Origin of the sequence: Quadrisphaera granulorum (assembly GCF_003149145.1) — a bacterium.
Classification (GTDB): Bacteria; Actinomycetota; Actinomycetes; order Actinomycetales; family Quadrisphaeraceae; genus Quadrisphaera; species Quadrisphaera granulorum.
Window position 1 is genome coordinate 65055 of sequence record NZ_QGDQ01000020.1, and the last position, 14072, is coordinate 79126.

14 protein-coding genes are annotated in these 14072 nt (G+C 72.5%); 6 read left to right on the forward strand and 8 right to left on the reverse strand.

Translation table 11 applies throughout. The features are described from left to right. Window positions 1–17 precede the first annotated feature (17 nt). The 4 genes from pstS (at window position 18) to pstB (ending at window position 4091) form a co-directional block, all read left to right on the forward strand. Complete coding sequence (gene pstS / locus BXY45_RS15310; protein WP_109775385.1) at window positions 18–1136, forward strand: phosphate ABC transporter substrate-binding protein PstS; 1119 nt, start codon at window positions 18–20, stop codon at window positions 1134–1136. 136 nt (window positions 1137–1272) lie between these two features. After that, complete coding sequence (pstC, locus tag BXY45_RS15315; RefSeq protein WP_245961849.1) at window positions 1273–2211, forward strand: phosphate ABC transporter permease subunit PstC; 939 nt, start codon at window positions 1273–1275, stop codon at window positions 2209–2211. A gap of 5 nt (window positions 2212–2216) precedes the next feature. Then, window positions 2217–3275, forward strand: coding sequence for a phosphate ABC transporter permease PstA (gene pstA / locus BXY45_RS15320; protein WP_109775386.1), 1059 nt, complete (start codon window positions 2217–2219; stop codon window positions 3273–3275). A 36-nt stretch (window positions 3276–3311) separates the two neighbouring features. Then, on the forward strand, window positions 3312–4091 hold the full coding sequence (gene pstB, locus BXY45_RS15325; protein ID WP_109775387.1) for a phosphate ABC transporter ATP-binding protein PstB: 780 nt from the start codon (window positions 3312–3314) through the stop codon (window positions 4089–4091). A 111-nt stretch (window positions 4092–4202) separates the two neighbouring features. Here the strand turns inward: pstB and BXY45_RS15330 are convergent, their stop codons facing one another. From BXY45_RS15330 to BXY45_RS15340, 3 genes are all read right to left on the reverse strand, one after another. Further along, window positions 4203–5210, reverse strand: a complete 1008-nt coding sequence (locus BXY45_RS15330) for an inorganic phosphate transporter (RefSeq protein ID WP_245961850.1) — start codon at window positions 5208–5210, stop codon at window positions 4203–4205. 3 nt (window positions 5211–5213) lie between these two features. Further along, window positions 5214–5840, reverse strand: a complete 627-nt coding sequence (locus tag BXY45_RS15335) for a DUF47 domain-containing protein (RefSeq protein ID WP_109775388.1) — start codon at window positions 5838–5840, stop codon at window positions 5214–5216. A 120-nt stretch (window positions 5841–5960) separates the two neighbouring features. Beyond that, a complete protein-coding gene (locus BXY45_RS15340) occupies window positions 5961–6167 on the reverse strand; it encodes a hypothetical protein (RefSeq protein ID WP_109775389.1) in 207 nt (68 codons plus the stop codon). A 111-nt stretch (window positions 6168–6278) separates the two neighbouring features. Here BXY45_RS15340 and BXY45_RS15345 point away from each other — a divergent pair, with 111 nt between their 5' ends. Further along, window positions 6279–7343 carry a PHP domain-containing protein gene (locus tag BXY45_RS15345; RefSeq protein ID WP_109775390.1) on the forward strand — a complete coding sequence of 355 codons (1065 nt, stop codon included), beginning with the start codon at window positions 6279–6281 and terminating at the stop codon, window positions 7341–7343. On the opposite strand, the gene BXY45_RS15350 is transcribed toward BXY45_RS15345, so the two are convergent. Together BXY45_RS15350 and galE are read right to left on the reverse strand one after the other, a co-directional pair. Further along, complete coding sequence (locus BXY45_RS15350) at window positions 7327–9333, reverse strand: putative bifunctional diguanylate cyclase/phosphodiesterase (RefSeq protein ID WP_170131548.1); 2007 nt, start codon at window positions 9331–9333, stop codon at window positions 7327–7329. The two genes, BXY45_RS15345 and BXY45_RS15350, sit on opposite strands and share 17 nt — an antisense overlap. A gap of 287 nt (window positions 9334–9620) precedes the next feature. After that, a complete protein-coding gene (gene galE, locus BXY45_RS15355) occupies window positions 9621–10655 on the reverse strand; it encodes a UDP-glucose 4-epimerase GalE (protein WP_109775392.1) in 1035 nt (344 codons plus the stop codon). Between the two features lie 37 nt (window positions 10656–10692). On the opposite strand from galE, the gene BXY45_RS15360 reads away from it, so the two are divergent. Then, complete coding sequence (locus BXY45_RS15360) at window positions 10693–11379, forward strand: HAD family hydrolase (protein WP_109775424.1); 687 nt, start codon at window positions 10693–10695, stop codon at window positions 11377–11379. Between the two features lie 42 nt (window positions 11380–11421). On the opposite strand, the gene BXY45_RS15365 is transcribed toward BXY45_RS15360, so the two are convergent. From BXY45_RS15365 to BXY45_RS15375, 3 genes are all read right to left on the reverse strand, one after another. Beyond that, window positions 11422–11910, reverse strand: coding sequence for an ATP-binding protein (locus tag BXY45_RS15365; protein WP_170131549.1), 489 nt, complete (start codon window positions 11908–11910; stop codon window positions 11422–11424). Between the two features lie 136 nt (window positions 11911–12046). Further along, entirely contained in the window at window positions 12047–12829 is a 783-nt protein-coding gene (locus tag BXY45_RS15370) for an SDR family NAD(P)-dependent oxidoreductase (protein ID WP_245961851.1), read from the reverse strand. Beyond that, window positions 12820–13893, reverse strand: coding sequence for an NAD(P)-dependent alcohol dehydrogenase (locus BXY45_RS15375; RefSeq protein WP_109775394.1), 1074 nt, complete (start codon window positions 13891–13893; stop codon window positions 12820–12822). Before BXY45_RS15375 ends, BXY45_RS15370 begins: the two co-directional genes overlap by 10 nt. Between the last annotated feature and the right edge of the window lie 179 nt (window positions 13894–14072).

A 14072-nucleotide genomic window follows, 5' to 3' on the forward strand; every position in this document is an offset into this window, starting at 1 on the left:
TTCGAGAGGTACCTCACGTGAAGCGCAGCACCCTCGGTCGCGCCGCCATCCCCGCGGCCATCGTGCTCTCCCTCGGCCTGGCGTCGTGCGCGAGCAACGAGCAGCCGACTGACTCCGCCACCTCGGCCGACCCCGGGGCGGGCTCCAGCTCCTCGGCCCCGGAGCTGGAGGGCACGCTGAACGGCGCCGGCTCCTCGGCACAGCAGGCCGCCATGCAGTCCTGGATTGCTGGCATCACGAACACCTCCCCCGGCCTGACGGTGAACTACGACCCGGCCGGCTCCGGCGCTGGCCGCACCCAGTTCCTCTCGGGCGCCGTGCAGTTCGCCGGTTCCGACGCCTACCTCAAGGACGAGGAGCTGACGAAGGCGCAGGAGCGCTGCAACGGCGGCACCGCGATCGACATCCCGGACTATGTCTCGCCGATCGCCATCGCCTACAACCTCGAGGGCGTCAAGGACCTCAAGCTTTCTCCCGAGGTCATCGCCCAGATCTTCGACGGCAAGATCACCACGTGGAACGACCCGGCCATCGCCGCCGAGAACGCCGGCGTGACCCTCCCCGCCACGGCGATCAACCCCGTGCACCGAGCCGACGAGTCGGGCACCACCGCCAACTTCACGGACTACCTGTCCAAGGCGTCGAACGGCGCCTGGAGCTACAAGCCGGGCCAGGAATGGCCGGCGCAGGGCGGCGAGGCCGCTCAGGGCACGTCCGGCGTCGTCGCCGCCATCAAGGCCACCGCAGGCTCGATCGGTTACGCGGACGAGTCGCAGGCCAAGGACCTCGGCCACGTCCAGGTGAAGGTCGGCAGCGGTTACGTCGGCCCGACCGCCGAGGCCGCCGCCAAGGCCCTCGACGAGGCCACCCCCGCCTCGGGTCGCCCCGAGGGTGACATCGCCCTCGACATCAACCGCACGCCTACCGCCACGGACGCCTACCCGGTGATCCTCGTGAGCTACCTCATCGGCTGCACGAGCTACGCCGACGCGACCGAGGCCGCGAACGTCAAGGGCTTCTTCACCTACGTGACCAGCAAGGAAGGTCAGGACGCCGCGGCCAAGGCCGCCGGCTCGGCCCCGATCTCCGACTCGCTGCGCGAGCAGATCACGACGTCGCTCGAGCTCATCAAGTAGTTCGAGGATCTCGACGACGGCGCCGGCGCCGGGTCCTGCGAGAGCAGGGCCTAGCGCCGGCGCCGCAGTCGCGCCAGGCTCTCCCAGTCCCTCGCCTCCCCGTCGCGCGTCGACGGCCCGCCCAGGAAGGCACCCCGTGACCGCCACTTCCACCCCGCCCCGCGAGGCGGTACCCCAGCAGCGGGTGCGTCAGCGCCCCGGTGACCGCATTTTCGCCGGCCTGTCCACGGCTGCAGCCGTGATGATCCTCGTCATCCTCGCCGGTGTCGCGGTCTTCCTGGTGTGGCAGGCCGCGCCCGCGCTCGTGGCCGCACCGGAGCAGATCGGCGGCGAGAGCTTCTGGGCGCAGGTCACGCCCTTGCTGTTCGGCACGGTCCTGTCGGCAGCCCTCGCGCTCCTGATCGGTGCTCCGCTGGGTGTGTCCATCGCCCTGTTCATCACCCACTTCGCGCCGAGGAAGCTCGCCGCACCGCTGGGCTACATCATCGATCTGCTGGCGGCCATCCCCAGCATCGTCTACGGGCTGTGGGGTGTCTTCGTCTTCGCCCCGGCCGTCGTGCCGATCTACACCTGGCTCAACGAGAACCTCGGCTGGTTCCCGCTCTTCGCGGGGCCGGTGGCCTCGGGTCGCACGATGCTCACCGTCGGACTGGTGCTCGCTGTCATGGTCCTCCCCGTCATCACGGCGCTGTCCCGTGAGGTGTTCCGCCAGACCCCGACGCTGCAGCAGGAGGCAGCGCTGGCCCTGGGCGCCACGCGCTGGGAGATGATCAAGTACGCCGTGATCCCCTACGGCAAGTCCGGCGTGGTCGCCGCCTCGATGCTGGGTCTCGGCCGCGCCCTGGGCGAGACGATGGCCGTTGCTGCCGTGCTCTCCATCGGCGGGGGCATCACCTTCAACCTCATCAGCAACCAGAACCCGGCCACCATCGCGGCGAACATCGCGCTGCAGTTCCCGGAGTCCACGGGCATCGGGGTCAACCTCCTCATCGCCACGGGCCTGGTGCTGTTCGTCATCACCTTCCTCGTCAACTTCGCGGCCCGCGCCATCGTGGCCCGCACCACGAAGGGCTGAGCGAGATGTCGCAGCTGACCACCTCCGGTTCGGGCCTCGGCCTGGGTCACAGCCGCCACCTGCCGACGTGGGCTCCCTACGGCGTCCTGGTTCTGGCAGCGGCCTTCTCGGCGGCAGTGCTCGCCTTGGCCGGCTTCAACCTGGCGGGCTTCCTCGTCCTCACCGCCATCACCTTCATGATCGTGTTGGTCGTCGCCTCGCGGGCCGTCGAGGGCCCTCGCAAGGCCACCGACCGCTTCGTCACGAGCCTCGTCGTCGGGTCGTTCCTTCTGGCCCTCGTCCCACTGATCTCCGTCGCGTGGACGGTCATCTCCCGCGGGGCCGCGCGCTTAGACGTCGAGTTCTTCACGTTCTCGATGCGCGGGATCGTCGGTGAGGGCGGTGGCGCCGCCCACGCACTCGCCGGCACGCTGATCATCACGGCCATCACCACGCTGATCTCCGTTCCGATCGGCATCCTCACGGCGGTGTACCTGGTGGAGTACGGCCGCGGCAGCCTCGCGCGCGCCATCACGTTCCTCGTGGACGTCATGACCGGCATCCCGTCCATCGTCGCCGGTCTGTTCGCCCTGGCCCTCTTCGTCCTCATCCTCGGACCGAGCGCACGCCTCGGGATCATGGGCTCGGTGGCGCTGTGCGTCCTGATGATCCCCGTGGTGGTCCGCTCCACCGAGGAGATCCTGCGCCTGGTGCCGCACGAGCTGCGGGAGGCCTCCTACGCGCTGGGCGTCCCGAAGTGGCGCACGGTCGTCAAGGTCGTTCTGCGGACATCCGTCGCCGGGATCGCCACCGGTGTCACGCTGGCCATCGCCCGCGTCATCGGTGAGACCGCCCCGCTCCTGGTGACCGTCGGGTTCACCGCGGCCATCAACTACAACCCCTTCGACGGGCGTATGGCCACGTTGCCCACGTTCTCGTGGTTCTCCTACGCAGCACCGAGCCTGCCCGTCGAGGCATCGATCGATCGGGCCTGGACGGCGGCTCTCGTCCTCGTCATCCTGGTGATGGCGTTCAACCTCCTCGCACGGGTCGTCTCGCGGGCCTTCTCGCCCAAGACCCGCTGACCCCCTGACATACACCGACCGCACTGGAAGGCGGCCATGAGCAAGCGCATCGACGTCTCTGACCTGAACATCTACTACGGCGATTTCCTCGCCGTCGAGGGCGTCTCGATGGCGATCGAGCCCCGCTCGGTGACGGCCTTCATCGGCCCGTCCGGGTGTGGCAAGTCGACCTTCCTACGGTCGCTGAACCGCATGCACGAGGTGATCCCGGGCGCCCGCGTCGAGGGCAAGGTCGTCATGGACGGCCAGGACCTCTACGGCTCCGACGTCGACCCGGTCGACGTCCGCCGCACGGTGGGCATGGTGTTCCAGCGCCCCAACCCGTTCCCGACGATGTCCATCGCCGAGAACGTGCTCGCCGGCGCCCGCCTCAACAGCAAGCGCATGCGCAAGTCGGAGGCCGACGACCTGGTGGAGTCCTCCCTGCAGGGCGCCAACCTGTGGAACGAGGTCAAGGACCGCCTCGACCGCCCCGGTGCCGGCCTGTCCGGTGGCCAGCAGCAGCGCCTCTGCATCGCCCGCGCCATCGCGGTGAAGCCCGACGTGCTGCTCATGGACGAGCCTTGCTCGGCGCTCGACCCGATCTCCACCCTCGCCATCGAGGACCTCATCCAGAAGCTCAAGAGCGACTACACGATCGTCATCGTGACCCACAACATGCAGCAGGCCTCGCGCGTCTCCGACGCCACGGCCTTCTTCAACATTGCGGGCACGGGCAAGCCGGGCAAGCTCATCGAGATGGCCGACACCGCGACGATCTTCTCCAACCCCACCCAGAAGGCCACCGAAGACTACGTCTCCGGCCGCTTCGGGTGATCTCGCGGCTCCTCACGAGCCGCGACCGCGTCCACGAGGGGCGCCGACCCTGCCGGGTCGGCGCCCCTCGCCGCGTCCGACGATCGTCAGCTCGTCTGCTCCACTCACCTGTCAGCCGAGCAAGGGCAGGAGGACGACGGCGAACAGCGCCGCGCCGGCCGCTGCGCCGGGCGCCGTGAGCACCCAGTACCCCACGATGCGGCGCACCACCCGCCATCGCACCGCCGACAGGCGGTGCACGCCGCCCGCGCCGGCTATCGCCGCGGTGACCACGTGCGTCGTGGACACGGGAACACCCAAACCCGCTGCGGACAGGGCGAGCACACCCGTGGTGGTGACCTCTGCGGAGAACCCTGCCGGGGAATCGAGCCGGGTGATGCCCGTGGCGAGCGTCCTCACGATGCGCCAGCCCCCTGCGAGAGTGCCCAGCGCCAGCGCCCCGGACGCCGCCCCCACCACCCACCACGGCACCGGGGCACCGTCCGACAGCGCACCCGCGGCGACCAGCGCCAGCACCACGACGCCCATGGTCTTCTGCGCGTCCTGCAGTCCATGGCCGACGGCCACCCCGCTGCTGGAGACCACCTGGGCGTAGCGGAAGGTGCGGTGGGCGCGCCCGGGGGCGGCGTGCCGCAGCCGCCAGGCGATGACCAGCGACACCAGGGCGGACACGGCGTACCCGAGCAGCGGTGAGGCGAGCAGGGGCAGCGCCACCTGGAGGGCGGCACCCATCCAGTCCACGCGTGCGCCCACCACGGCACCGGCTCCGGCAAGGCCGCCCACCAGGGCGTGCGTGGAGCTGCTGGGGATCCCGCGCCACCACGTGAGGACGTTCCACGCCGTGGCACCGAGCAGCGCGGACAGCACGAGCACGAGCCCCGGGCGTCCGCCGAGCGGGTCCAGGACGCCGTAGGCCAGCGCCTCGGCCAGTCGCAGGCCCAGCAGGCCGCCGAGCCCGTTGAGCACGGCGGCGATGACGAGCGCTGTCCCCGGCGTGAGGGCGCGGGTGGCGACGGGGGTGGCGATGACGTCGCTGGCGTCGTGGGCGCCGTTGATCGCGGCAAAGACCAGCGCGGCGACCACCACGACCACAAGCAGCGTTCCGGTGCCGGGATCCACCGGCTAGGCCTCCTGCACGGCGATGGCCTCGACGGTGCGGGAGACGACCTCGAAGGCACGAGCAGCCGCGAGCAGCCGGTCCGCGACTTCCTTGGCCGCCAGGGAGCGCAGCAGGTCGCCCGCGCCGCGGGGCCCGGCGCCGTAGACGTCGGCGAGGATGGCGCGGTGGGCGCGTCCCACCTCGTGCTCGAGGCGGCTCACCTCCACCCAGTAGTCGGCGAGGTCGCGCACGGCGCGCAGGCGGGTCATGGCCGGGGCCGTCACCTCGGCCTGGCGCTGCACCAGCGCGAGCTGCTCGACCACCCCCGCGGGCAGCTCGCCGAGGTTCGTGGCGAGCAGTGCGCCGGCCACCTCGTCGAGCGCGTCGACACAGTCGTCCAGGGCGGTGGCCAGGGTGACCAGGTCTCCGCGGTCGAACGGGGTGACGAAGCTGGAGGTGACCGTCCGGACCAGCCTTCGGGTGGCCTCGTCGGCGGTGCGCTCGACGGCGGAGAGCCTGTCGGCCAGGTCGAGCCGCTCCGCCCCGCCCGCCCCGACCATCGCCACGAGGACGTCGGCAGCCGCGACGACGTGGTGCGCGAGCGCCGCGGCGTCGTCGAAGACGGCGCTGTCGCGAGGCAGCAGGCGCATGGGTGGTGCTCCAGGGACGGTCGGATCCGGCCGCGCCGGGAACGCCCAGGTTAGGCCAGCGGGTCGCGCGGGTGACGAGAGAGCGTCATCCGAGCCCCGTTCGGCGCCGTCGTGACGGGCTCAGGTCACCTGCTCGGGGGTGCCCTCGCCGGCCGTGTCCAGCATCGAGCTCGACTCCGGCGCATCGCTCACCGCGATGCCGAGCAGGCGGTCGATCTCGGCCTGGGGCAGCACGTCTCCGGCTTCGGAGGCGGCGACGACGAGGTCGCCGTACAGCTCGATCTCCTCGGCGAGGGCGTCGTCGTCGAGGCGCCGGCTGCGCTCCATCCCTGCACGGTAGCGGGCTGCGCCGTCGCCCATCGCCCGAACCGCGGGGAGAACCGCCGGTCAGCCCGCGCCAGCAGTGCTGACGGTGAGAACAGCTGCTGAGATGAGCGGGTGCACCCTGTCGATGCGCTGCGCCGCACGGCGTTCCTCCTCGAACGCGAGCAGGCCGCCACTCCGCGCGTCAAGGCGTTCCGCACGGCGGCCACGGTGCTCGGCGGGCTGCCGGAGGAGGAGCTCGCTCAACGCGTGGCCGCCGGCACGCTCACCGAGCTGCGCGGGGTGGGGCCGCGCACGGCCGCCGTCGCCACGCAGGCCGCGCAGGGCCTCGAACCCGACTACCTGGCCGAGCTGGAGGAGCGCCGCCGGGCCTCCGGTGACCTGGTCGAGCTCGACGACGACGCCGCGGCGCTCCTCGCCGCGCTGCGCGGAGACCTGCACGTCCACACCGACTGGAGCGACGGCGGTTCCCCGCCCCAGGAGGTCGCCGCTACCGCAGTGGAGCTGGGTCACGAGTACCTCGCCCTCACCGACCACTCCGGTGGCCTCCGGGTCGCGAACGGGCTGTCCCCGCGACGGCTGGAACGCCAGCTGGACCTGGTCGACGCGCTGGCGGGGCAGCTCGCGCCGTTCCGGCTGCTGTCGGGCATCGAGGTGGACATCACCGAGGACGGCGGGCTCGACTGCCCGGACGAGCTGCTCGAGCGCGTCGACGTCGTCGTCGCCTCGGTGCACAGCAAGCTCGGCGGTCGCAGTAGCAGCGAGGAGATGACCGCGCGGATGCTCGGGGCGCTGGAGCACCCGCGGGTGAGGGTGCTCGGGCACTGCACGGGGAGGCTGGTGGCGAAGGGGGCGGATCAGCCGACATCGAGGAGGCCGGCGCAGCGCCCCGAGGCGCCCTTCGATGCGGCGGCGGTGTTCGCGCGCTGCGCACAGCGGGGTGTGGCGGTGGAGGTGAACGCGCGCCCGGAGCGCCTCGACCCGCCGATGCGGCTGCTGCGCCAGGCGCTGGAGGCCGGGTGCCTGGTGAGCATCGACACCGACGCGCACGCGCCGGGCCAGCTCGACTGGCGCGCCTTCGGGGCCGCCCGGGCTGCGGCGGCGGGCGTCGACCACGGGCGCGTGGTCACCACCTGGCCGGTCGAGCGGCTGCTCGGCTGGCTCAGGGTCGCAGGCTGAGCGCGCGCTGGCGCAGTGACCCAGGCGCCGCAGCTCCCGCCGCAGCCGTCGAGGAGTCAGGCCCTACGGACGGCGCGGGCACGGACAGCGATGCTGCCCGGCGGAGCTGACGATCAGGCACGGGCACCTGCGCGGGAGCGGATGTGGCGGCGGCAGCCGTGGTGACTTCGACGGATGCCTCGGCGACTGTGGCCGCCGGCCCCTCGCCGCTCCACGCGCCGAACCCGACACTACGGGCGCGTTCGTACCAGGACGTGATGGCGGCGTCGAGGTCGGGCTCGGGGGTGGGGCGGCCGAACCAGTAGCCCTGCCCGTGGTCGCACCCCATCTCGACGAGCATCCGCGCTTGCTGCTCGGTCTCGATGCCCTCGGCGATGACCGTGAGGCGGTGGGCGTGGGCGAGGTCGATGACGGCCTGCACGACAGCGCGGGCGGAGGTGTCGGTGCCCAGCCGCGAGACGAAGGCCCGGTCGACCTTCATGAACGCCAGGTCGAGGGCCGCCAGGTAGCTCAGGGCGGACCAGCCGGTGCCGAAGTCGTCGATGCCGACGCCGACGCCGAGGTCGGTGAGGCCGTCGAGGGCGCGGCGTGCGTCCTCGCCCTGGTCGAGCAGGGAGTGCTCGGTGATCTCCACGAGGAGGCGGGACGGGTCGGAGCCCGAGCTCTGCAGGGCACCGCGCACCAGGAGGGCGAGGTCGGGCCGGCACAGGGTCCGCGAGGACATGTTGACGGCCACGGTGGGCAGCTGGTGGCGCGGACCGTTCACCGGCAGTGCTTCGGTGTCGGGCAGGGCGATCGAGCTGACCGCGGGCATCGCCGCCCGTGCCACCAGGGCCGCCGCTGAGGGTGCGGGGGCCTCGAGGGCCGGCGGACGCCACCGCTGTGCCATGGAGCTGGCGCGGCCGAGCACCCACTCGTCCAGGCGCGTCACGAGGCCCGTCTCCTCGGCGACGTCCACGAACAGGGCCGGGGAAATCGGTCCCTGCTCGGGGTCGATGACGCGGGCGAGCGCCTCGACGCCGACCACCTCGCCGCTGGCCATCGCCACGACGGGTTGGTAGAGCACCTGCAGCCGGCCGGCGTCGAGGGCCGAGCGCAGCATGGCCTCGGTGCGCACCCTGCGGGCGGCGGCGTGCTCGAGGGCGGGGGTGTAGTGGACGGCGCGGTCGCGCCCTTCCCGCTTGGCGCGGCGCAGCGCGAGCCCGGCGCGGCGGACGACGTCGTCGGCGCCCACCTCGTCACCGTCGGTGGTGATCAGTCCGATGGAGGCGGTGAGGGTCAGCGGCTCGGCGGCACCGTCGACGAGGACGGGACGCCGCAGCGCCGCTGCGAGGTCGGCGGCGAGGTCGGCGGCGGCCGGGGGGGTGGTCGGTCCGTGACCCGGCGGGGTGCACGCGCCGACGGCGACGGCGAAGACGTCGCCGTCCAGACGGGCGACCACCGCGTCACGCGGAGCGGCGGCGCGCAGGCGGTCGGCGCAGGCCACGAGCACGCGGTCCGAGGTGGCCCGGCCGAGGGCATCGTCGAGGACGGAGAACCTGTCGAGATCGACCAGGGCCAGCACCGCGCCACCGCGCCGACGCTGGCGCTCGCCCTCGCGGGCGTCGCCCTCGAGGTAGGCCAGGACCGCGGGGCGCGTCGCCAGGTCGGTGAGGGGGTCGCGCTGACCGATCGGGGCTGCGGCCGTGATGTCGACGGCGGAGCCGTAGAGCCGGCGGGCCTCGCCCGAGGCGTCGAGCTCCACCTCGGTCCACGCGTGCACGCGGCGGTGGACGCCGTCGGCGCCGACCAGGTCGAACTGTTCCTCGCCGCCGCGGCGCGCCTCGCGCACCACGAGCAGCCAGGCCCGCACGCGCGCCCGGTCGGCGGGCACGACGAGTGAGGTCCACCACTGCATCGAGGGGCGCGTGGAGGCGGGGTCGCTCCCGGCGATGCGGTGCATCCCCTCGGACCAGGTGAGCTCACCGGTGAGAAGGTCGAGCTCCCACACCGCGGCGCTGATGCCCGTGCCTCTGCTACCCGAGCCCCTGCTACCGGTGCCCCTGCTGCCCGTACCCCGGGCGTCTGGGGCGCTGTCCGGGTCGGCCGCCTGCGGGCGCCCCGGAGCAGCGGAGGGTGAGGTCACCGTCCGCGAACTCGGGGACCACGGCGGCGGAGGCATGCCCAAAGGGTGTCACCGGGTGTGACCGATCAGGCGCCAAACGACCGAGACACGCCGAGGCGGGGAAGAACTCCTGAAGCGATCTTACATTGCGTAACTGATCCAGCACGCAGGGCTCATGAAGTGGCGTACCCGGCGGGGTTCGAGGTCTGCCAGCGCCACGTGTCGGCGCACATCTCGTCGAGCCCGCGGCGAGCAGTCCACCCGAGCTCGTCGCGCGCACGGGCCGGGTCGGCGTACGAGACCGCCACGTCTCCAGCGCGGCGAGCCGCGACGCGCACAGGGATCTCGCGCCCGGCGGCGCGCTCGAACGCGGCGACCACATCGCGCACCGACGAGCCACGCCCGGTACCGAGGTTCCAGGCGCGGGCGCCTGCGCCGCGCCCACCGGCGGACAGTCCCGCCAGCGTCCGCAGGGCGGCGACGTGCCCCTCGGCGACGTCGACCACGTGGATGTAGTCACGCACGCCGGTGCCGTCGGGGGTGTCGAAGTCATCGCCGAAGATCGTCAGCTGCTCGCGGCGGCCCACCGCGACCTGCGCGATGAACGGCACGAGGTTGTTCGGCACGCCGCGCGGGTCTTCCCCGATGCGACCCGAGGGGTGCGCGCCGACGGGGTTGAAGTAGCGCAGCAGCGCCACGGACCACCGGTCGTCACTGGTGGCAACGTCACGCAGCACCTGCTCGACCATGAACTTGGTCCAGCCGTAGGGGTTGGTGGCCCCCAGCGGAGAGTCTTCCGTGAGGGGCATCTGCGTTGCGGCGCCGTAGACGGTGGCCGAGGAGCTGAAGACGATGGTGCGGCAGTCGACGGCGTCCATCGCCTTGATGAGGTTGAGGCTGCCGCCGACATTGGTGCGGTAGTACCGCTCGGGCTCGGCCACGGACTCACCGACGGCCTTGAGCGCCGCGAAGTGGACGACAGCCTCGGGACGGACCCGCTGGAGCGCCGCCAGGACGGCTGCCTCGTCGGTGATGTCGGCCTCGATCAGCTCGATGTCGCGGCCGGCGATCTCGGCGACGCGTCGCAGCGCCTCAGGAGAGGAGTTGGACAGGTCATCCAGGACGGTGACCGTGTGCCCCTCCTCGAGGAGTGCCACCGCGGTGTGGCTGCCGATGTACCCCGCTCCGCCCGTCACCAGGATCCGCACACCTCGCGACGCTACACGGACGGTGCGACGGTGGGTGATGCCCACTACCTCGAACGGACGCCCTGACGCCGTCCTGCTCGACGTCGACGGAACCCTCGTCGACTCCAACTACCAGCACGTCGTCGCCTGGGCGCGCGCTTTCACGGGTGTCGGCGTCGACGTGCCCGCGGCCCGACTGCACCGCGCGGTCGGCATGGGCGGTGACCAGCTCGTGGGCTCGGTGGCCGGCGACGACGTCGAGCGCGCCCACGGCGACGCACTCCGCGAGGCCTGGAAGCGGGAGTACCTCGCCCTGCTCGACCGGGTGCCGGTGCTCCCCGGCGCCGCCGACCTCCTGCGCGCCTGCCACGACCGCGGGCTGGCGGTGGTGCTGGCCAGCTCCAGCACCTCGGACCTGCTGGAGCGGCACACCGCGATCATCGGGCAGGACGTCGTCGAGGCGACCGTGAGCGCGGTGACCACCGCCGACGACGTCGAGGCGTCCAAGCCCGCCGGCGACCTGTTCGCCGTGGCGGCACGGAAGGTGGGGGCGCGTCGCGCCGTCGCCGTCGGAGACTCCCCGTGGGACGCCAGGTCCGCGCACGCCGCGGGAATGGGCGTGGCGCTGGTGCGCTCCGGTGGCTTCTGCGACGACCTGCTGCGCGCGGAAGCGCCGGAGGCCCCGCTGTACGACGACGCCGCCGACCTGGTCGCGCGGCTCGACGCATCGCCGCTGCTCGACTGACCCAGCCGATCACACGTCGGTCAGCTGTCGATCAGCCGTCGATCAGCTGCTGACGCGGAACCAGACCACCTTGCCGGTGGCCTGGCGCGGCACCCGGCCCCCCAGGAGCGCGGCCAACGGACCGGGCAGTGACGGACCAGGGGCGGGCGCGCTGGCCGACGGAACGGCGGACGCGGCGGCCGGAGCCGGCTCGACCTCGCGCAGTCCGCCGTCGCGAACGCCCCACTCCACGGACAGCTTGTCGACCAGCTCCAGCCCACGCCCGCTCTCCTCGAGGAGACCGGCGTCGCGGAGCACGGGGTGCGCGGGGCTGCCGTCGGCCACCTCCACGAGCACGCTGCCGTCGGACTCGAGCTCGAGGTCCATCGTCACCAGCGACCCGGCGTGGACGACGGCGTTGGTGACGAGCTCGGAGGCGAGCAGCTCGACGCGGTCACGCGCCTCGGGCGTGCACAGCACGCCCAGCTCCTTGCGCACGAACGCCCGCGCCAGCAGGGGAGCCCTGGTGTCCTTGGGAAGCCTCACGCGCACGGAATCACCCTGCCACCGAGAGTGACCTCCCCGTGGCAACTCCGAGACACCAGCGGCTCCCCTGCTGTGCGATCACCGGCGATCACCGGCGATCACCGGCGATCGTCTGCGATCAGCAGCTAGATCGGAAGCCGGATCAGTAGACCGTGTAGCCGCCGTCGGCCACGAGCACGGTGCCCGTGATGAAGCTGGCGGCGTCGCTGGCGAGGAACACGACGCTGGGCGCGATCTCCTCGGGCGAGGCGGCGCGCTGCTGCGGGGCGTCCTCGATCCACTGCCGGCGAAAGCGCGGCTCGTCGACGGGCGCCATCGCCGTGCGCACGTACCCGGGCGCGAGGGCGTTGACGCGGATGCCGTGCGGCGCCCACTCCGCGGCGAGGGACTTGGTCAGCTGGTGCACCGCGGCCTTGGACGCGTTGTACGCGGCCTGGTCCTGCGGGCGGTTGACGATGATCCCCGAGATCGAGCCGATGTTGACGATCGAGCCGCCGCCGGCCTCCCGCATGTGGCGGCCCACAGCGAGAGAGGTTTTCCACAGCGCCCGCACGTTGAGGTCGAACACCGCCGACCACTCGTCGTCCGGAACCTCCCAGCTGGACCGGTGGAAGCACGTGCCGGCGTTGTTGACCAGCACGTCGATGCGGCCGCCCAGGCCCGCCAGGCACTCGGAGGCCGCGCGCTCGACGTCGTCGTCGACGGTGAGATCAGCGTCTACGCGGACCAACGGCACCCCCTGGGAGGCAGCCTCGTCGACGAACGCCTGCGACCGCGCGCCGTCGCGAGCGACGATCGCCACCCTCGCGCCCGCCGCAGCCAGACCGAGCGCGAACGCGCGACCGAGGCCCTGGTTGCCGCCGGTGACGACGGCGGTGCGCCCCTGAAGGCTGAACGGCCCCCAGCTCCCTGCCGTCAGTGCCACGGCTCGACGACCGACTTGAGGCTGTTCGGGTCGGTGTCGGAGTCGAGGGCGTCACCGGCGTGGCCGAGGTCGTAGCGGCCTGTGACGAGGGAGTCGACGTCGACCTGGCCGCTCGCCACGAGGTGCGCGGCCAGCGGCCAGGTGTCGGTGTACCGGAAGATGCCCGTGAGCAGGATCTCGTTGTCCTGGATGTAGCTCACCGGCAGGCTCAGTTCCGGGTTGCCCAGTCCCACGAGGACGGCGGTGCCGCCGCCGCGCACGGAGCGGATGCCGGAGGTGATGGCCGGCGCGGCGCCGGAGGCGTCGATGAACGCGTCGACCTGGAGCTGCGTCACGTCGGTCTCGCGCGGGTCGACGGCGTGCGTGGCGCCGAAGCCCAGCGCTCGCTCGCGGCGAGGGCCGACGAGGTCGGTGACGATCACCTCACGGGCACCGAACGCCCGGGCGACCTGGGCGGTGATGATGCCGATCGGGCCGGCGCCGGCGATGAGCACCCGCTGGCCGGGCACCACGCGGGCCTTGCGCATCGCGGCGATGCCCACGCTCAGCGGTTCCAGCAGCGCGGCGGCGTCGTCGGAGAGACCGTCCGCCACGGGGAAGGCGAACTCGGCGGGCGCGGTGACGTACTCGGCGAACGCCCCGTCGACCGGTGGGGTGGCGTAGAAGCGCATGTGGGGGCAGAGGTTGTAGCGGCCGGCCAGGCACTGCGAGCAGTGGTGGCAGGGGCGCTGCGGGTCGACGGCGACGCGCTCGCCGATCCGCGAGGCGTCCACGCCGGCGCCGACGGCCACCACGGTGCCGCCCATCTCGTGGCCCAGCACCAGCGGCGACTCGACGACGAACTCGCCGGCGCGCAGGTGCCGGAAGTAGTGGACGTCGGAGCCGCAGACCCCGACCGAGCCGACCCTGACGAGCACCTCACCCGGGCCGGCCTCTGGGACGGGGCGCTCTTGCACCTCGACCGTGTTCTCGGCCAGCAGCACGCTGGCCCGCATCGTCGTGGGAAGCCTGTCCGGCACCCCCGGGGCGGCCTGGGGCCGCTTCTGCTCCGTCGCAGCGCTCATGCGCGCCATCATGCCCCGACCCCGTTGAGAACGTTCTCACGCGGGTGCCGGCCCTCTTCTCGCACTCGCGCGCCCCAGTGCGCCTTCACCCCCCACCCGACCGGCACTCGCGCGCTTCAGTGCGACTTCGTGGGGTCTCCACGGCGCGCTGGAGCGCGCGAGTGCGCGAGGGGGGACGC